Source organism: Bacillus sp. EU52, from assembly GCF_037964975.1.
In the GTDB taxonomy this organism is placed as follows: Bacteria; Bacillota; Bacilli; order Bacillales; family Bacillaceae; genus Bacillus; species Bacillus subtilis.
Genome location: NZ_CP150177.1, coordinates 2,842,998 through 2,861,738, shown reverse-complemented (window position 1 = coordinate 2,861,738; position 18,741 = coordinate 2,842,998). Strand labels below are relative to the sequence as shown.

At 44.5% G+C, this 18,741-nt stretch carries 22 protein-coding genes; 19 read left to right on the top strand and 3 right to left on the bottom strand.

All coding sequences use genetic code 11. The features are described from left to right. Positions 1 to 16: 16 nt before the first annotated feature. From NSU05_RS14715 to NSU05_RS14695, 5 genes are all read left to right on the top strand, one after another. Positions 17 to 1,228 carry an argininosuccinate synthase gene (locus NSU05_RS14715; RefSeq protein WP_038429464.1) on the top strand — a complete coding sequence of 404 codons (1,212 nt, stop codon included), beginning with the start codon at positions 17 to 19 and terminating at the stop codon, positions 1,226 to 1,228. Further along, complete coding sequence (gene argH / locus NSU05_RS14710; RefSeq protein WP_003246018.1) at positions 1,225 to 2,610, top strand: argininosuccinate lyase; 1,386 nt, start codon at positions 1,225 to 1,227, stop codon at positions 2,608 to 2,610. The genes NSU05_RS14715 and argH overlap by 4 nt, the downstream gene beginning before the upstream one ends. 64 nt (positions 2,611 to 2,674) lie before the next feature. After that, positions 2,675 to 2,806, top strand: coding sequence for a hypothetical protein (locus tag NSU05_RS14705; RefSeq protein ID WP_009967976.1), 132 nt, complete (start codon positions 2,675 to 2,677; stop codon positions 2,804 to 2,806). A 126-nt stretch (positions 2,807 to 2,932) separates the two neighbouring features. After that, positions 2,933 to 3,700: an SDR family oxidoreductase gene (locus tag NSU05_RS14700; RefSeq protein WP_004398521.1), complete on the top strand. Its 768-nt coding sequence runs from the start codon at positions 2,933 to 2,935 to the stop codon at positions 3,698 to 3,700. A 62-nt stretch (positions 3,701 to 3,762) separates the two neighbouring features. Then, entirely contained in the window at positions 3,763 to 4,446 is a 684-nt protein-coding gene (locus NSU05_RS14695) for a metal-dependent hydrolase (RefSeq protein ID WP_038429463.1), read from the top strand. Positions 4,447 to 4,496: 50 nt separating this feature from the next. Here the strand turns inward: NSU05_RS14695 and ytlI are convergent, their stop codons facing one another. Then, a complete protein-coding gene (gene ytlI, locus NSU05_RS14690) occupies positions 4,497 to 5,423 on the bottom strand; it encodes a LysR family transcriptional regulator YtlI (protein ID WP_038429462.1) in 927 nt (308 codons plus the stop codon). Positions 5,424 to 5,575: 152 nt separating this feature from the next. On the opposite strand from ytlI, the gene snaA reads away from it, so the two are divergent. The 13 genes from snaA to NSU05_RS14625 all read left to right on the top strand — a co-directional run bounded on the left by snaA (position 5,576) and on the right by NSU05_RS14625 (position 17,059). Continuing rightward, positions 5,576 to 6,112, top strand: coding sequence for an N-acetyltransferase SnaA (gene snaA, locus NSU05_RS14685; RefSeq protein WP_038429461.1), 537 nt, complete (start codon positions 5,576 to 5,578; stop codon positions 6,110 to 6,112). A 13-nt stretch (positions 6,113 to 6,125) separates the two neighbouring features. Continuing rightward, positions 6,126 to 6,935: a sulfur-containing amino acid ABC transporter substrate-binding protein TcyJ gene (gene tcyJ, locus NSU05_RS14680; RefSeq protein WP_038429460.1), complete on the top strand. Its 810-nt coding sequence runs from the start codon at positions 6,126 to 6,128 to the stop codon at positions 6,933 to 6,935. A 13-nt stretch (positions 6,936 to 6,948) separates the two neighbouring features. After that, on the top strand, positions 6,949 to 7,761 hold the full coding sequence (gene tcyK / locus NSU05_RS14675) for a sulfur-containing amino acid ABC transporter substrate-binding protein TcyK (protein WP_038429459.1): 813 nt from the start codon (positions 6,949 to 6,951) through the stop codon (positions 7,759 to 7,761). Between the two features lie 21 nt (positions 7,762 to 7,782). Continuing rightward, positions 7,783 to 8,502 (top strand): sulfur-containing amino acid ABC transporter permease TcyL, encoded by a 720-nt coding sequence (gene tcyL, locus NSU05_RS14670; protein WP_004399112.1) that lies wholly within the window; start codon positions 7,783 to 7,785, stop codon positions 8,500 to 8,502. Between the two features lie 29 nt (positions 8,503 to 8,531). Next, on the top strand, positions 8,532 to 9,239 hold the full coding sequence (tcyM, locus tag NSU05_RS14665) for a sulfur-containing amino acid ABC transporter permease TcyM (protein WP_038429458.1): 708 nt from the start codon (positions 8,532 to 8,534) through the stop codon (positions 9,237 to 9,239). Then, the gene (gene tcyN, locus NSU05_RS14660) at positions 9,236 to 10,015 is read left to right on the top strand and encodes a sulfur-containing amino-acid ABC transporter ATP-binding protein TcyN (protein WP_003229383.1); all 780 of its coding nucleotides are present in this window, start codon (positions 9,236 to 9,238) and stop codon (positions 10,013 to 10,015) included. Before tcyM ends, tcyN begins: the two co-directional genes overlap by 4 nt. Next, positions 10,012 to 11,016, top strand: coding sequence for an LLM class flavin-dependent oxidoreductase (locus tag NSU05_RS14655; RefSeq protein WP_038429457.1), 1,005 nt, complete (start codon positions 10,012 to 10,014; stop codon positions 11,014 to 11,016). Before tcyN ends, NSU05_RS14655 begins: the two co-directional genes overlap by 4 nt. A 14-nt stretch (positions 11,017 to 11,030) precedes the next feature. Beyond that, positions 11,031 to 11,309 carry a glutaredoxin family protein gene (locus tag NSU05_RS14650; RefSeq protein ID WP_038429456.1) on the top strand — a complete coding sequence of 93 codons (279 nt, stop codon included), beginning with the start codon at positions 11,031 to 11,033 and terminating at the stop codon, positions 11,307 to 11,309. Further along, positions 11,306 to 12,634 carry an LLM class flavin-dependent oxidoreductase gene (locus NSU05_RS14645; RefSeq protein WP_038429455.1) on the top strand — a complete coding sequence of 443 codons (1,329 nt, stop codon included), beginning with the start codon at positions 11,306 to 11,308 and terminating at the stop codon, positions 12,632 to 12,634. Before NSU05_RS14650 ends, NSU05_RS14645 begins: the two co-directional genes overlap by 4 nt. 48 nt (positions 12,635 to 12,682) lie before the next feature. Continuing rightward, positions 12,683 to 13,375, top strand: a complete 693-nt coding sequence (gene ribR, locus NSU05_RS14640) for an RNA-binding riboflavin kinase RibR (protein ID WP_038429454.1) — start codon at positions 12,683 to 12,685, stop codon at positions 13,373 to 13,375. A gap of 17 nt (positions 13,376 to 13,392) precedes the next feature. Beyond that, positions 13,393 to 14,643: an S-alkyl-N-acetyl-metabolite deacetylase SndA gene (gene sndA / locus NSU05_RS14635; protein WP_038429453.1), complete on the top strand. Its 1,251-nt coding sequence runs from the start codon at positions 13,393 to 13,395 to the stop codon at positions 14,641 to 14,643. Between the two features lie 18 nt (positions 14,644 to 14,661). Then, positions 14,662 to 15,564 (top strand): sulfite exporter TauE/SafE family protein, encoded by a 903-nt coding sequence (locus NSU05_RS14630; protein ID WP_029318234.1) that lies wholly within the window; start codon positions 14,662 to 14,664, stop codon positions 15,562 to 15,564. Positions 15,565 to 15,739: 175 nt separating this feature from the next. After that, positions 15,740 to 17,059, top strand: coding sequence for a CBS domain-containing protein (locus NSU05_RS14625; RefSeq protein WP_004398641.1), 1,320 nt, complete (start codon positions 15,740 to 15,742; stop codon positions 17,057 to 17,059). Positions 17,060 to 17,077: 18 nt separating this feature from the next. On the opposite strand, the gene NSU05_RS14620 is transcribed toward NSU05_RS14625, so the two are convergent. Beyond that, complete coding sequence (locus NSU05_RS14620; RefSeq protein WP_003229401.1) at positions 17,078 to 17,380, bottom strand: YtpI family protein; 303 nt, start codon at positions 17,378 to 17,380, stop codon at positions 17,078 to 17,080. A gap of 130 nt (positions 17,381 to 17,510) precedes the next feature. On the opposite strand from NSU05_RS14620, the gene nrnA reads away from it, so the two are divergent. After that, entirely contained in the window at positions 17,511 to 18,452 is a 942-nt protein-coding gene (gene nrnA / locus NSU05_RS14615; protein ID WP_004398971.1) for a bifunctional oligoribonuclease/PAP phosphatase NrnA, read from the top strand. A 17-nt stretch (positions 18,453 to 18,469) separates the two neighbouring features. Here the strand turns inward: nrnA and NSU05_RS14610 are convergent, their stop codons facing one another. Next, positions 18,470 to 18,661, bottom strand: a complete 192-nt coding sequence (locus NSU05_RS14610; protein ID WP_003229407.1) for a hypothetical protein — start codon at positions 18,659 to 18,661, stop codon at positions 18,470 to 18,472. Positions 18,662 to 18,741 lie beyond the last annotated feature (80 nt).

The window sequence follows — 18,741 nt, the reverse complement described above, 5'->3', positions numbered from 1 at the left end:
AGAGGGGATTTTTATCATGTCAGAACAGAAAAAAGTCGTATTAGCATACTCAGGGGGTCTTGATACTTCCGTCGCAATAAAATGGCTTCAGGAGCAAGGATATAATGTAATCGCCTGCTGTCTGGATGTCGGTGAGGGCAAAGATTTGGCATTTGTTCAGCAGAAAGCGCTTGAAGTCGGCGCGACAAACTCCTACGTGATCGATGCAAAAGAAGAATTTGCACAGGATTACGCGCTTATCTCTTTGCAGGCCCACACAATGTATGAAGGAAAATACCCGCTTGTTTCGGCATTATCTCGACCGCTGATCGCGAAAAAACTGGTTGAAATTGCGGAAAAAGAAGATGCACAGGCGATTGCCCACGGATGCACAGGGAAAGGAAATGACCAGGTTCGTTTCGAAGTCTCCATTAAATCATTAAACCCTGACCTTGAAGTCATCGCGCCGGTTCGCGAATGGCAGTGGTCACGTGAAGAAGAAATTGAATATGCGGCTAGCCGCGGCATTCCGATTCCGATCAATCTTGACAGCCCGTATTCTATCGACCAAAACCTCTGGGGACGCGCCAATGAGTGCGGTATTTTAGAAGATCCATGGGCGGCGCCGCCAGAAGGTGCATACGATTTAACAGCTCCGCTGGAAAAAACGCCGGACACGCCGGAAGTGATTGAAATTGCATTTGAACAAGGCGTGCCTGTCTCCATTGACGGTGTTTCCTACTCGCTTTCTGAGCTGATCTTGAAGCTGAATGAAATGGCGGGCGCGCACGGTGTCGGACGTATCGACCACGTGGAAAACCGCCTCGTTGGCATTAAATCCCGGGAAGTATACGAATGCCCTGGTGCGATGACACTGATCAAAGCACATAAAGAATTAGAAGATTTGACACTGGTGAAAGAGGTAGCCCACTTTAAACCGATCATCGAGCAAAAAATGTCAGAGATCATTTACAACGGCTTATGGTTCTCGCCGTTAAAAGATGCGCTGCACGCTTTCTTAAAAGAAACGCAAAAGCATGTCACAGGCATTGTCCGCGTGAAGCTGTTTAAAGGCCATGCAATTGTAGAAGGACGTAAATCAGAATACTCTCTATATGATGAAAAACTTGCAACATATACAAAAGACGATTCATTTGATCACCATGCAGCAATTGGATTTATCGAGCTTTGGGGACTTCCGACAAAAGTGAACAGCATCGTAAAAAAGAAGGAGCAGATTAAAGCATGAAGAAGCTTTGGGGAGGCCGATTTCAAAAAACACCGGAAAAATGGGTCGACGAGTTCGGCGCATCCATATCATTTGACCAAAATTTAGTTGCTGAAGACATTACAGGGTCTCTCGCACATGCTGCCATGCTGAAAAAATGCGGTATTCTGACAGCAGAAGAAGAGTTGAAAATCCGAGAGGGCCTGAATACCCTTTTGCAAAAAGCAGAGGAGGGAGCATTGGAATTCTCAGTCGATTATGAGGATATTCATTTGAACATTGAGAAAATGCTCATTGACGAAATCGGTCCTCTTGGCGGCAAGCTGCATACCGGCAGAAGCCGGAATGACCAGGTGGCGACTGACATGCATTTATACTTGAAGAATCATGTCGGCCACATCATCGAGCTGATTGAGGCATTCCAAAGTGCGCTGATTGAAAAGGCGGAAGCGAACGTTGAAACGATTCTGCCGGGCTACACACATCTGCAGCGCGCCCAGCCGATTTCATTCGCTCACCATCTGCTTGCGTATTTCTGGATGCTTGAGCGCGACAAGGAGCGTTTTCAGGATTCAATGAAGCGGATTAACAAATCTCCGCTCGGCTGCGGGGCGCTCGCGGGAACAACCTTCCCAATTGACCGTGATTATTCAGCGGAACTGCTCGGCTTTGATGCCATTTATGAAAACAGCTTAGACGGCGTCAGCGACAGAGACTTCATTTTGGAGTTTTTAAGCAACAGCAGTATGCTGATGATGCACCTATCCCGTTTCTCTGAAGAAATCATTTTATGGTGCTCGCAGGAGTTTAAATTCATCGAGCTTGACGATACGTACGCAACAGGAAGCAGTATGATGCCGCAAAAGAAAAACCCTGATATGGCGGAGCTGATCCGCGGCAAAACAGGACGCGTATACGGCGATATGATGGGGCTGTTTACGATCATGAAAGGACTTCCGCTCGCTTACAACAAAGATCTGCAGGAAGACAAAGAGGGCATGTTTGACACGGTGAAAACGGTGGAGGGCAGCCTGCAAATCTTCACAGGCATGATCCAAACAATGACTGTAAACAAAGACGTCATGAAGCAAGCAACAAAACAAGACTTTTCAAATGCGACGGAACTGGCGGATTATTTAGCTAAAAAGGGAATGCCGTTCAGAGAAGCGCATGAAGTGGTCGGGAAACTTGTGTACACATGCATCGAAAGAGGGATCTATTTAAGCGATATGCCGTTTGGCGAGTTTCAGCAGGCGAGCACACTATTCGAAGAAGATATTTACACTGTGTTAGACCCTTACTACGCAGTTGAAAAAAGAATGAGCGCCGGGGGCACCGGATTCAAACAGGTGGAACAGGCGCTTGAAAAAGCGAAAGCTTGCGTGGCAGCAGGAGTTTGTTAAAATTTCCTTCATAAAATCCCGTCATTATAGCCAACCTACCTCTATAATGATGGGAGGCAGAATGATGAAAAAAGAACCGGAACGCTATATTTATGATGAACAAGAAAGCCAGGAGACAACAAGGCTCATTTCAGAAGCATATCAAAGCGGTTATGTCGATATGCCTGATCAGGAGTCTTCATCTCCTGCAGAATAAGCTGTCTGTACAGGCAGCTTTTTTTGTATGCCAAAGTGTAAAAAGTGATATTGCAAGCCTTTTATAGTAAAGTAGAAGAAGAAACACTTTATTGAAAGCGGCGACGTTGCTTTGGGAGGTATTCATGTGCGACATGCTTTAATTACTGCCGGTTCGAAGGGTTTAGGCCGCAAAGTGACTGAAACGTTGCTTGCAAAGGGGTATTCAGTAACAGTCAATTACAGACAGGATGAGGAGGCAGTCAGCCGCCTGAAGGAAGCCTGTCCCGATTGTCTTGACCGGCTGCAATTTGTAAAAGGTGATGTCACCAAAAAAGAAGATCTGCTGCGTATTGCAGAGGCTGCCTTAAACCGCTTCGGAAGGATCGACTTTTTGATTAACAACGCGGGACCATACATATTTGAACGTAAAAAGTTAGCCGATTATACTGATGATGAATGGTATGGCATGCTGGAAGGAAATTTAAGCGCCGTCTTTCATTTATTCAAAGCGGTTATTCCTATTATGAGAAAACAGCAATTTGGACGCATCATTACGTACGGATTCCAAGGTGCGGCTCACGCGCCCGGCTGGCTTCACCGATCGGCATTTGGCGCTGCGAAAGTGGGCTTGGCTTCTTTGACGAAGACAATTGCCATTGAAGAAGCCGAATTCGGCATAACCGCCAACATGGTTTGCCCGGGAGACATTGTCGGCGACATGAAAGAAGCATCGATAGAGGAAGCCAGAATGCGAATCGGCAAAGAAAAAACGCCGATAGGAAGATCCGGTACAGGCGAGGATATCGCCCGGATTATCGCTTTCTTGTGTGAGGAGAACTCAGACCTTGTGACAGGGACTGTCATTGAAGCCACCGGAGGCCTCAATGTCATTAACAAGAATCAAACAACATAAGTTTTTCAGCTTTTTAAAAAGGGAAAATAAAAAAATCAAAATCATGTGACGAGGTGAAAGAAATGAAAGTGACATATCACGGACATTCTGTAATCACAGTGGAAACGAAGGACCATCATATTATTTTTGATCCGTTTTTAACAGGGAATTCATTAACGGATATAAAGCCGGAGGATGTAAAAGCGGATGTCATCTTACTAACGCACGGCCACAATGACCATGTCGGTGATACTGAACAAATCGCCAAGCAAAATAACGCGCTGGTTATAGCACCGAACGAGCTCGCTGTGTACTTAGGCTGGAAAGGCTTGAATGTTCATCCAATGCACATCGGCGGCTCCCGCCAGTTCGATTTTGGAAAAGTGAAGCTCACACAGGCCTTTCATGGATCAGCAGTCACAGATGAAGAAAACAAAACGATCACTTACACAGGCATGCCTGCCGGTATTTTGCTGACTGTAGAAGATAAAACGATTTTCCACGCGGGCGATACGGCTCTTTTCTCTGATATGAAACTCATTGGCGAATTGAATCATATCGACCTTGCTTTCCTGCCGATTGGCGATAACTTTACGATGGGGCCTGAAGACGCCAAGCTTGCCGCTGAATGGCTGCGCGCAAAACAGGTCGTGCCGGTGCATTACAATACATTCCCGGTCATCGAACAAGACCCAGAAGCATTCGCTGACAGCCTGCCGGGCGGAGTCGGCAAAGTCATGTCGGTCGGTGAGACGATCGAGCTTTAAACCGTGAAACCATCTCCTGATGAATCAGGAGGTGGTTTTTATTTTTTCAGTTATCCTGTAATGGTCTTATCAGAGGTTCCTTCCAATTCTTTGCTGCGCTGCTGAAAACGTTTGGTTATCCGGGCGATCAAGTCCTTCGTGGCGCGGTCAAAATGAACTTCTTTTTGATTTGTCAACAGCCCTATGGGCGGGGTGATATCCAGGTTCAGAATTGGAATAACTTTAGTGCCGTTGAACGGTTTAGAATGTGCGGTGCTGGTAAAGATTGAAATTCCGATGTTTTCACGTACGTAATATTTATGTGACATGCTGCTTGTGAGCTCCATTTTTTTGTAGCGATTCCCGAGTTCTCTATGTAAGTGCTGTTCAATTTGTAAGCGAATGGGGCAATTGGCGGGCGTAAATATGAAGCGCTCTTCTGCTAAATCAGACAAATGGACAGCCTTCTTCTCAGCGAGCGGATGTTGATCAGATACAATCACATTTAATGTGTCATAAAAAAATGGATGGTAGTAATTTTCAAGAATCAGCTCCGGCTCGCCGCAGACTGCAAAATCAATCGTCCCGTCTAAGAGCTTTTGACTGCAGGTATTGGCGTCATCAACCTTGATATTAACTGTTATCTTTGGGTAATCCTTTAAGAAATCCTTTAAAATCTCGGGGAATATCAGACTGGCGGTTGGCTCTGAAACCCCTATGTTGATAATGCCTGCCTCTTCTTCCTTTAAGTCGGAGAGGTTGTGTTTAAGCGCCTCGTATTGCATCAAAAGATCTCCTGTTCGTTCATAAAAAAGCTTCCCTGCTTTTGTCAACTGCAGGCTTTTTCCTCTTTCAAACAGCAGTACGCCTAAATCCTGCTCCAATTGCTTCATACGCATCGATATCGTCGGCTGCGAGTAGTTGAGTATTTCTGCAGCTTTATAGAAGCTTCCAAATTTTACAATCGTATGAAACGTTTTGATTGAGCGTAACTCCAATGTGCTCCCTCCTGTTTTTCATCATTAAAAATACTGAAGTGAAGGTTTACTTTTTTTGATTAGTCAAAGATCAGAGTATGCTTTATAGTATAAACAATAAAAGCTTAGTAAACAAATAGGAATTATATATTTTGAGAAGAGGAGTGACAAAAATGAGTGAGGATATTTTTCGACTGGCAACTGTTGAAGATGCACCGGAGCTGTTGAAATTGGTTAACAGCGCATTTCAGCCCATTCGGCAGCTGGATATTGATTGGCCATCCACGAGAGCTGATATCAAAATGGTATCAGAAAATATTGAACATCATTCAGCGATTGTGCTGGAGCGGGATGGGAAGCTGATTTCAACGATTACAATCAGGTTCCCGTGGGAGAGTGAGACGCCTCCTTCAAAATATCCGTTTGTATGGTGGTTTGCGACACTGCCGGAATATAAAGGGCAAGGCGCCGGAAGTAAGCTGCTTACGTATGTTGAAGAAAAAGTGCTTCGAGATATGCTGAAGGCTCCTGCGCTGACACTCGGCACATCGGCGCGCAAACATCCTTGGCTTGCTGACATGTACAGAAGGAGAGGGTATGAAGTGTATTTTGAGCAGGAAAAAGACGGGGACATAGGTGTGATGATGTACAAGGTTCTGATTCCGGAACGATTTAACCCAACGCTTTTAGGTGCGCCCAGCTGGGCATGATGTGAGGCAGCCTATGAATAAGCGTAAAGGATTGGTTTTGCTGCTGTCAGTGTTTGCATTACTTGGCGGGGGATGTTCGCAAACAAATAACAAAACAGATCGTCAGGCTCAAACAGTCATAATCGGCACTGGAACAGATTTTCCGAATATTGCGTTTTTAAATGAAAAAGGCGATTTGACCGGGTATGACATTGAAGTGATGAAAGCCATCGATAAGGAGTTGCCTCAATATACATTTGAATTTAAAACGATGGATTTCTCAAATTTGCTGACGAGTCTCGGAAATAAAAAAATTGATGTGATTGCGCACAATATGGCCAAAAATAAAGAACGAGAAAAGCGTTTTTTGTATCATAAAGTCCCATATAACTACTCGCCGATGTACATCACGGTGAAAGAGGATAATCACAAGATTCATACATTAAAAGACTTACACGGAAAAACAGTCATAGTTGGCGCCACGTCAAATGCGGCAGATTATATTACAAAGTACAACAAAACGCACGGCAGCCCGATTCATTTGAAATATGCGGGACAGGGAAGCAATGACACCGCCAATCAAATTGAAACCGGGCGCGCAGATGCAACGATAGCTACACCGTTTGCCGTCGATTTTCAGAATAAAACGCACACCTTCCGCCAAAAGACAGTCGGTGACGTGTTATTAGATACCGAGGTGTACTTTATGTTTAATAAAGGCAGCCAAACCTTGGCGGATGACACGGATCAAGCGATTAAAAAGCTGGAGAAAAACGGAACGCTAAAAAAACTAAGCCGAAAATGGCTCGGGGCAGATTATTCAAAATCAAGTTTTGAAAAATAAATGGGGCGATGAGATGAAAACGAAAACAGCATTCATGGCAATATTATTTTCGCTTATAACAGTTCTGTCAGCTTGCGGTGCAGGCAGTCAAACGACGGGAGCCGGGCAAAAGAAGGTACAGACGATCACGGTCGGAACTGGAACCCAATTTCCGAATATTTGCTTTATCGATGAAAAAGGCGATTTAACCGGTTATGATGTCGAACTGATCAAAGAGCTTGATAAGCGCCTGCCACATTATAAATTCACATTTAAAACGATGGAATTTTCCAACCTGCTTGTCAGCCTCGGACAGCATAAAGTCGATATCGTGGCACATCAAATGGAGAAAAGCAAAGAGCGTGAGAAAAAATTTCTGTTTAACAAGGTTGCTTACAACCATTTTCCTTTAAAAATTACTGTGCTTCAAAATAACGATACGATCCGTGGAATTGAAGACTTAAAAGGAAAACGGGTGATTACGAGTGCAACCTCCAACGGAGCGCTTGTACTGAAAAAATGGAATGAGGATAATGGACGGCCGTTTGAGATTGCCTATGAGGGCCAAGGCGCAAATGAGACTGCGAATCAGCTGAAATCGGGGCGTGCGGACGCAACGATCTCAACGCCTTTTGCAGTAGACTTTCAAAACAAGACGAGCGCTATTAAAGAAAAAACTGTCGGTCATGTGCTTTCAAATGCCAAAGTGTATTTTATGTTTAACAAAAATGAACAAACGTTAAGTGACGATATTGATAAAGCCTTACAGGAAATCATTGATGACGGAACGCTGAAAAGGCTCAGTTTGAAATGGCTTGGTGACGACTATTCCAAAGAGCAGTATTAGGTAAAAAGAGAGGGAGCAGTGATGGAAAAAGCGTTTGATATGAACATGATTGGAGATTTTGTGCCGACGTTAACCGCTTATTTACCGGTTACATTATACATTTTAACACTGTCCTTGCTTTTCGGTTTTGTATTAGGACTCTTTCTGGCACTGCCCCGCATCTATAATATTCCAATTGTAAATCAATTGGCAAAAGTGTATATCTCATTTTTCAGGGGAACGCCTATCATGGTGCAGCTTTTCATCGTGTTTTACGGAATCCCGGCGCTTACGGGGCTTATCGGGATTGATACATCAAAAATGGACCCGTTTTATGCTGCTGTCGCAACCTATGCGTTAAGCAATGCAGCGGCAGCCGCAGAAATCATTCGAGCGGGGGTGGGCAGTGTAGATAAAGGCCAAACGGAAGCGGCGTACAGTATTGGCTTAAGCGGTAGTCAGGCCTTCAGGCGAATCGTTCTGCCCCAGGCACTTGTCCAGGCATTTCCGAATATGGGAAACATGGTGATCAGTTCTTTAAAAGATACATCTCTAGCTTTTTCAATAGGTGTTATGGATATGTCCGGAAGGGGCCAAACACTGATTACCTCAAGCAACCATTCTCTTGAAGTTTACATTGCGCTATCGATTGTTTATTATGCTGTTGCAGTTTTATTCGAATGGTTCTTTCGAGTGGCAGAAAAACGAATCAAGAAGAATCAAACAAGGATTGTTACTGTTTTTGACATGAACATACATTGATATATTTCTTCGGATGAGGGGGGAGAAGATTGCAATTTGACTTTCCATTTATCGTTTCCGCCATGAAAGAAATGGTAAAGACCATTCCTCTGACATTGATGATGGCTGTTTTGCCGATTGTGTTTGGATTTCTCGTGGCTCTTGGAAATATAATTGTTAGAATTTTTAGAATTAAGGGCTTGGTGGCTTGCTCAAGGTTTTATGTGTCTTTCTTTCGAAGTACACCTGCAATTCTTCACATTATGTTGATTTATTTAGGGATACCGCCTGTTGCAGATCAAGTCAGCAGTTTTTTTCATCTCGGCTGGTCCGCCAATGAGATACCGGTCTCCATGTTTGTCATCATGGCCTTGTCTTTAACTGCCGGAGCTTATCTCACAGAAATCATCCGGTCAGGCATTCTGGCGATGGATTCCGGACAGGTCGAAGCGGCTTATTCAATCGGCTTGACACACAGCCAAACCTTTCGGCGTGTAATATTGCCGCAGGCGCTGATGGTTTCCATCCCAAACTTCACAAATTTGGGTATCGGCTTTTTGCATACCACCTCTATCGCAGCTATAGTGGCTGTCCCAGAGATTACAGGGACGGCGACTATCGTTGCTTCTGATAATTATGCATTTTTAGAAGCGTTTATCGGAGCAGCGATTATCTATTGGGTGCTGACTCTAATCCTAGAATCCGTAAATGGAGTATTAGAGAGAAAGGCAGCCAGATTTCAAGGAGGCACTTTATGATTGAGATTAAAAATATCCATAAACAGTTTGGCATCCACCATGTATTAAAAGGGATAAATCTCACGGTACGCAAGGGAGAAGTTGTGACGATTATCGGGCCGAGCGGATCAGGGAAAACCACCTTTTTACGGTGCCTGAATTTATTAGAACGTCCAGACGAAGGGATCATTTCTATACATGACAAAGTGATTAATTGCAGCTTTCCGTCCAAAAAAGAGGTTCACTGGCTCAGAAAACAGACGGCAATGGTATTTCAGCAATACCACCTGTTTGCTCACAAAACGGTAATTGAAAATGTCATGGAGGGCTTGACGATTGCCCGGAAAATGAGAAAGCAAGACGCGTATGCCGTAGCGGAAAATGAACTGAGAAAGGTCGGGCTTCAAGATAAATTGAACGCTTATCCGAGTCAGTTATCGGGAGGACAAAAGCAAAGGGTTGGGATAGCAAGGGCGCTTGCCATTCATCCTGATGTGCTGCTGTTCGATGAGCCGACGGCAGCGCTTGACCCGGAGCTGGTCGGTGAAGTGCTTGAGGTAATGCTGGAAATCGTGAAAACCGGAGCCACCATGATTGTTGTTACACATGAAATGGAGTTTGCAAGAAGAGTCTCTGATCAAGTTGTTTTTATGGATGAAGGAGTCATTGTTGAACAAGGAACCCCGGAGGAAGTCTTCCGCCATACCAAAAAAGACAGAACGAGGCAGTTTCTCCGCCGTGTTTCGCCGGAATATTTATTTGAACCAAAAGAACACATAAAGGAGCCGGTGATATGATCCGCTTAAGTATTTTAGACCAAAGCTTGATTGGTGAAGGGGAGACAGCAGCTGATACATTACAGCATACAGTGAACTTGGCACAAATGGCTGAAGAGTGTGGATATCACCGATTTTGGGTGGCCGAACATCACAACAATGATGAGGTTGCAGGGTCTGCACCCGAGGTTCTTTTAGGCTATCTTGCTGCAAGCACAAGAAAAATTCGTTTAGCATCAGGCGGAGTGATGCTGCAGCATTACAGCTCTTATAAAGTAGCGGAGCAATTTCATCTTCTATCAGCGTTAGCTCCCGGCCGTATAGATCTTGGAGTGGGCAAAGCGCCCGGCGGGTTTCAGCTGTCCACAGACGCGCTGCAGGCCGAATATAAAAAACCGGTGCGTCAGTTTGATGAAAAACTGGAGGAGCTTACTCATTTCGTTCGGGATGATTTTCCTGATACCCACCGCTATGCCGCATTGCGTCCTATGCCGCAGGTTGATCGGAAGCCGGGGATTTTTCTATTGGGAGGAAGCGCAGAGAGTGCCATTTCGGCTGCAAAACTGGGAATCTCTTTTGTCTTTGCTTACTTTATTAACGGTGAAGAGGAAGTGCTGAAGGAAGCCCGCCGAGCATTTGACGCGCATCTCCCGCCAGGATCTGAGGCTGAATTTCATCTTGCCCCCGCTGTTTTTGCGGCACATACAAAAGAAGAAGCGGAAAAACATATTGTGTCGCGTGAATCGATAAAAGTGGTTTTGAAAGACGGGCGTAAGGTCAACGTCGGTTCCCGCGAACAGGCTGAGGCCTATCTGGAAAACGTCACAGAGCCCTATGACATCATCGTGCAAAAAACCGGGATTATTGCCGGAACAAAGGAAGAAGTGGCAGAAGAATTAACACGTTTATCAGGCACATACAAAATCAATGATTTTGTTATTTTTACACCGATCAAAAATGCTGTAGAAAAACAGCTGTCTTATCAGCTGCTGAGCGATGCAGTTTTAGCTGCAAAACGTTAAGGAGGGACAGAAGAATGAGTGATGTTGTGAACATTGTGGTTTGGAGTAAAAAAGGCTGTTCGTATTGTGAGGAAGTCAAGAATTATTTGAATGAAAAAGGGTTCCCGTTCCAAAATATCGATGTTTCAGAGAAAGAAAAGCTTCGGGATATTTTACAGGTGAAATATGGGGTGCGCCATGTGCCTGTGGTCGAAATCGGGCGCGGCAATCAGTATCAAGGGATAACTGAAATCGGCATTGAACACCTTGATCTTGCACTTGCTAATGCACAGATAAAGGAGGCAAAAAGATGACACGTTCAGATTTTATTCAGTTTGGAGCCATGATTCACGGTGTCGGGGGAACAACTGACGGCTGGCGTCATCCCGATGTTGATCCCTCGGCCAGTACGAATATTGAATTTTACATGAAAAAGGCGCAAACAGCTGAAAAAGGTTTGTTTAGTTTTATTTTCATTGCAGACGGCTTATTTATTTCTGAAAAATCGATTCCTCATTTTTTAAACCGTTTTGAACCGATCACCATTTTATCTGCGCTGGCATCGGTTACCAAAACTATTGGTTTAGTAGGGACGTTCTCTACATCTTTTACTGAGCCATTCACTATCTCCAGACAATTGATGTCGCTGGACCATATCAGCGGGGGCAGGGCTGGCTGGAATCTTGTTACTTCTCCACAGGAAGGAGCGGCGCGCAACCATAGTAAGTCTAATTTGCCAGAACACACTGAACGTTACGAGATCGCACAAGAGCATTTGGATGTTGTGCGCGGGCTGTGGAATTCCTGGGAGCATGACGCATTTATACACAATAAGAAAACAGGGCAGTTTTTCGATCCGGCGAAGCTTCATCGCCTGAATCATAAAGGAAAGTATTTTCAAGTAGAGGGGCCCTTGAATATCGGGCGCTCTAAGCAGGGAGAGCCTGTAGTGTTTCAAGCGGGTTCATCAGAAACAGGCCGGCAGTTTGCTGCTAAAAATGCAGATGCGATTTTTACCCATTCCAATTCATTAGAAGAGACAAAAGCGTTTTATGCGGATGTGAAAAGGCGAGCTGCTGATGAAGGGCGTGATCCTTCAAGTGTGCGGATTTTTCCAGGGATCAGCCCGATTGTGGCAGATACGGAAGAAGAGGCGGAAAAGAAGTATCGTGAATTTGCAGAATTGATACCGATTGAAAATGCTGTTACGTATTTGGCTCGTTTTTTTGATGATTATGACCTGAGTGTTTACCCGTTGGATGAGCCATTTCCCGATATTGGCGATGTGGGAAAGAATGCGTTTCAAAGCACAACAGACCGGATTAAGAGAGAAGCAAAAGCCAGAAATCTGACATTGCGGGAGGTAGCACAGGAAATGGCTTTTCCACGGCCTCTATTCATCGGAACACCAGAGCGTGTCGCATCCTTAATTGAAACTTGGTTCAACGCTGAGGCGGCGGATGGGTTTATCATTGGGTCGGATATACCGGGTACACTTGATGCTTTTGTAGAAAAGGTGATTCCGATTCTTCAAGAAAGAGGGCTTTATCGTCAAGATTATCGCGGCGGGACCTTGCGGGAAAATCTCGGTCTTGGCATTCCGCAGCATCAATCCGTTTTACATTCATCACATCATTAGGTTTCGTCTGATCGAATGCGGAAGCTGAGAGAGGGGAGGCTGACTTTTTTGACGGTCATTGCCGGTACGGTTGTGAAAGGAAAACAATTAGGCAGAAAGCTTGGATTCCCCACGGCAAATGTAGATGCAAAAATGCATGGGCTGCGTAATGGAGTTTATGGAGTTCTGGCGACAGTCAATCACCAATTTCATTTAGGGGTTATGAATATCGGTGTGAAACCGACGGTGGGCTCTAACCTTAAAAGGACATTGGAGATTTTTTTGTTTGACTTTCATAGAGACATCTATGGAGAAAAAATCGAATGCAGCATTCTCTTTAAAATTAGAGAAGAAAGAAGGTTTGATTCTTTGGAGTCTTTAACAAAGCAAATTAAAAAGGATATTTCGTGCGTTGCAAAACGCTTTGAGCTGATTGGGATTATGGCACCGAACAAAAAAGAAAGCCTGCTTTCCCATCAGGAGTTAAATCTTCCGGATCTCTGCTTTTACAAAAAATGTAACAACCTATATGGCGTCAACCGAGGCGTATACAATGTCATTGATAACTGGTTTTTTGAGTACGGAATTACACAAGTAGCTTACAGGCGCATTTATATTTTATCTTTTTTAAGCTTTTTGAAAGAGGATAATCCGAAAGTTTCCAGCAAGTATATAAGATTTGGGGCGGGCGGTCTTGCTGATAAATTGAACCGATTTATTTTATCTTATGTTGAAGAGTCTGAAGAAAATATATTGGGATAGGGAAAGGAGCGGTACATATGTCTTTGGATTATTGGAGAAATATAGAAGGCTCCTATCCATATCAGACTACAGGAAATGACATCCTGACGTTGAAAGAGGAGTCTAATCCCGTAAATCTCTCAACGCTAGAAAAGCAGCTCATCGGCATTCGCCGGCACCTGCACCAATATCCTGAACTGTCAAAAGAAGAATTTGAAACAACTGCTTTTATAAAAAAATGCCTTAAAGAAAAGGGGATACAGATTCGGCCTACTGCTCTAAAAACGGGTGTGTTCGCAGACATAGCAGGGGAGTCAGAAGGTCCGGCGATTGCTTTGAGGGCTGATATTGACGCCTTGCCAATTGAAGAAAAAACAGGATTGCCTTATGCGTCTAAACATAAAGGGATCATGCATGCGTGCGGTCATGATTTTCATACGGCAGCGCTTCTTGGTGCGGCCTTTTTATTGAAGGAAAATCAAGACAGTCTGAAAGGGAAGATTCGTTTATTATTTCAGCCGGCAGAGGAAGCGGGTGCAGGCGCTGCAAAAGTGATAGAGGACGGCCAACTGGATGGCATTGATGCGGTTATTGGACTTCATAATAAACCGGATATCGCGGTTGGGAGTGTAGGGTTAAAAACAGGCCCGCTTATGGCTGCTGTTGACCGATTTAAAGTAGAGATAGAAGGGAAAGGTGCTCATGCAGCATTGCCGCATAATGGTTTTGATCCAATTGTCGGCGCCTCTCAGCTTATTGTCGCCCTGCAAACGATTGTAAGCAGAAATGTAAACCCGCTGCAAAGCGCGATTTTAACCGTAGGGAAAATCAACGGCGGCAGCACTTGGAATGTCATTCCGGATACAGTGGTCATTGAGGGCACTGTTCGTACATTTGATTCAGAGGTTCGTGATCAAGTGAAACAGCGTTTTTTGGCAGTCGCAGAGCAGATTTCTGCCGCATTCTCGTTAAAGGCAAATGTGAAGTGGCATTCCGGACCGCCGCCGCTTTGTAATGATGAGGCAATTACGGGGCTGGTGCGAGACGCTGCGCATAAAGCGAAACTTCAAGTCATTGATCCCGACCCATCAACCGCGGGGGAAGATTTTGCTTATTATCTTGAGCATATTCCGGGATCCTTTGCGTTTTTTGGAACAGACGGTGATCATGATTGGCACCACCCTGCATTTACAATTGATGAAACTGCCATTATCAAAGCCTCTTATTTTTTATATGAAAGCGCCAAGAGATTGTTAGATTCGAATGAAGAGTCAAAAATATCTGATTGATATAGATGGGGTGTTCTGATGAAGAAATTAATCGTTTTTGCATTTATTGGTTTATTGTCGCAGTTAATAGACGGTTCGTTAGGTATGGCTTATGGGGTTACCTCAACTTCTTTGTTATTGGCGTTTGGCATCACACCTGCTGTGGCTTCGGCTTCTGTCCATTTAGCGGAAGTCGTAACGACTGCCGCATCGGGAGTGTCGCATATTAAATTTGGCAATGTTGACAAACAAACCGTTTATCAGCTTGTCATTCCCGGCTCTATAGGCGCTTTTTTAGGCGCGGCATTCCTCAGCCAATTACCGGGAGATGTGGCGAAACCCTATATTTCTTTGTTTTTGCTCCTTCTGGGCGGATATGTATTGATCAGGTTTTTATTTCAATATAAGCCGGCTCTTGAGAAGAAGCATGTGCCGTTAAACCGAAAACAATCCATCCCATTGGGCGTGATCGCTGGTTTTGCAGATGCCACAGGCGGAGGCGGCTGGGGACCGGTGACCACTCCGATTTTATTATCCCGCAAAGGCTTGAGCCCGAGGAAAGTTGTCGGGACTGTAGACACAAGTGAATTTGCCATCGCCGTATCTGCAACCGCCGGTTTTCTTATTTCATTAGGATGGGAGGACGTCAATTGGTTATGGGTGTTTTCACTAATGGCCGGCGGAATTATCGCTGCCCCTATCGCAGCATGGCTGGTGCAGAAGTTTCATCCGCAATTGATGGGTGTGCTTGTAGGAGGATTTATTATTCTGGTAAATGCCAGGACATTAATAAATGAATGGATCGCAAACACAGCTGTTTATCCATTGATCTATACGGCCATAGGGGCGATATGGCTATCCGCAGTTTTATTTGTTTTATCTAAAATAGGGAATCGAAATATTGTTAAGACAGCGGTTGATGTCCATTTAAAAGAAAAATAAAGGTTTTTCCGCTTTAAGATGTAAAAGGAATCACGTGGTCCTTGCGCTTGACTGGAACGAAATCAACGCTGTAAGAAGCCGGTCGGGCTTCTTTTTTATTTTCCAGCCTCATTGCGTATAAATCCTTTGAAACCTTATAATAAAAACAAGAAGACTGTCCTTAGAGGTGAAAGGCTTGGCAACGAAGCATGAACAAATTTTAACGTATATCGATTCACTGCCTGTCGGTGAAAAAATTTCTGTCCGAAGAATTGCAAAGGAAATGAAAGTAAGTGAAGGAACCGCGTACAGAGCGATCAAGGAAGCAGAGAATAAAGGGTTTGTCAGCACGATTGAACGTGTGGGCACAATCAGAATTGAACAAAAGAAAAAAGAGAACATTGAAAAGCTTACCTATGCAGAGGTTGTAAATGTTATAGACGGACAAGTGCTCGGAGGCAGGGCAGGGCTCCATAAGACATTGAATAAATTCGTCATCGGCGCAATGGAGCTTGACGCGATGATGCGTTACACCGCAGCGGGGAATCTTTTGATTGTCGGAAACAGAATCAATGCACACAGGCAGGCGCTTGAAGCGGGCGCGGCCGTATTGGTGACCGGGGGCTTTAACACGGATGACAGCATTGTGCAGCTGGCAGATGAGCTTGAACTGCCGATTTTATCCACGAGCTATGACACCTTTACAGTTGCCGCGATGATTAACCGGGCAATATATGACCAGCTGATCAAAAAAGAAATTGTTTTGGTGGAGGACATCCTAACACCTGCTGACCGCACGGTATATCTTTCGCCTAAGGATAAACTTGAAAAATGGTATGAGAAAAATTTTGAAACGGGGCACGGCCGCTTCCCGGTTGTCGACGATCAAATGAAAATCCATGGCATTCTGACATCAAAAGATATTGCTGGCCATGACCGAAATGCATCTATAGAAAAAGTTATGACCAAAAATCCCGTCACGGTTATTGGGAAAACATCTGTCGCTTCAGCTGCGCAAATGATGGTATGGGAAGGGATCGAAGTGCTTCCCGTCACTGACGGCCACCAAAAACTCATCGGCATGATCAGCCGCCAAGACGTATTGAAAGCTCTTCAAATGATTCAAAAGCAGCCGCAGGTCGGGGAGAAGCTTGATGATATCGTTTCAAGGGGGTTTAAAGATGAGGGTGATGATAAAGAAGATCAAACGGTTTACGAGTATGAAGTCACGCCGCAAATGACAAATCAGCTTGGAACCATTTCTTATGGCGTATTTACGACCATTTTGACGCAAGCGGCAAACCGATTTTTGCGCTCGAAAAAACGCGGCGAACTCGTCATAGAGAGCATCACCATCTTCTTTTTGAAGCCTGTGCAGATGGAATCAGTCATCGAAGTCAAACCTCGCATCTTGGAGGCTGGCAGAAAGTTCGGGAAAATGGAAGTGGAAGTGCACAGCCAAGGTCATATCGTGTCTAAAGCGATGCTGATGGTTCAGCTGATGGAAAGAAGCTAAGGGACGTTCAGGCGCCCCTTATGCGTGATCTCTTTCAGCTTCTTTGGCGTGAAGGGGATTGTAATGCCTGAAGGCTTTATAACCTGCCCAAGCGCTTCCTGCTCCTATGACGATAAAGATACCGCCGATTACTAACGTTAATACTGAATGGAATAATATCATTTGGTTAAGCCCGTAGAACAGGACTAGTGACCCTAAGGCCATGCTTGATTTTGCTGAACATATTTCTTTTGCCAAAGATGGCTTTGCCCGTACGCCTTTTACTTTATAGTACACATAAAAGCAGGCTGAAAGCCCAATCAAAAAAACAAGAACCAGCATAAATGAAATCCTCCATCGTAAAAGTTTACAAACCCATTTTATACAAAAACGGGCTTGGTTTTGACGTTATTTTTCTTTTCCGTCGGCAGAGAATGTGATTTAATGAATAAAAACAATAAAGGAGTATCAAATGAAAACAGAATTGATCAGAACCATATCATTATATGACACGATTATCTTACATAGACATGTGCGTCCTGATCCGGATGCCTACGGATCACAGTGCGGGCTTACGGAAATCCTGCGTGAAACATATCCTGAAAAAAATATTTTTGCGGTCGGCACGCCTGAACCGTCCCTCTCTTTCTTATATTCCCTTGATGAGGTGGACAATGAAACATATGAAGGCGCACTTGTCATTGTCTGCGATACGGCAAATCAGGAAAGAATAGACGATCAGCGTTATCCTTCAGGCGCCAAACTAATGAAAATCGACCACCATCCGAACGAAGATCCATACGGTGACCTTCTCTGGGTCGATACAAGCGCCAGCTCAGTAAGTGAAATGATTTACGAGCTGTATTTAGAAGGAAAAGAGCACGGCTGGAAGCTGAATACGAAAGCGGCAGAGCTGATCTACGCCGGCATTGTTGGAGATACCGGACGCTTTTTATTTCCGAATACCACGGAAAAAACATTAAAATATGCAGGCGAGCTCATTCAGTATCCATTCTCTTCCTCAGAGTTATTTAATCAATTGTATGAAACAAAACTGAATGTGGTGAAGCTTAACGGCTTTATCTTTCAAAATGTGTCTTTGTCCGAAAACGGGGCGGCTTCTGTTTTCATCAAAAAGGATACGCTTGAAAAATTCGGCACAACGGCTTCTGAAGCGTCGCAGCTTGTCGGGACGCTTGGCAATATCTCAGGTATTCGCGCCTGGGTGTTTTTCGTAGAAGAAGACGATCAAATCAGAGTCAGATTCCGTTCGAAGGGGCCTGTCATTAACGGACTTGCCCGGAAATATAACGGCGGAGGGCATCCGTTAGCTTCAGGCGCCTCTATTTACAGCTGGGATGAAGCCGATCGGATTTTAGCTGATCTGGAAACATTATGTAAAGAACACGAGTAGAGGGGAGACCCTCTCTCTTAGTGTTCATCTGTGACGGGGATGAACCAGCAGCCGAAATCAGTAAGGTCCTCGTAGACTTGGAGATTGTGTGATTGAAGTTCTTTTTTGATGAGGGAAGCGAGTGAGTTTGTTTCGGCATATGCAGAAAAACCTTGTCTGAGACGGGCTGCTTGATCTTTTGCTAACTGACGGTCACTGTAAACCTCCATTTCCCTTCCTCCTTCCTTTCGCCATTAAGCCTCACATATAGTTTATAAAAAAGAATGGGAAAAAGCGACAGAAGTTTGGA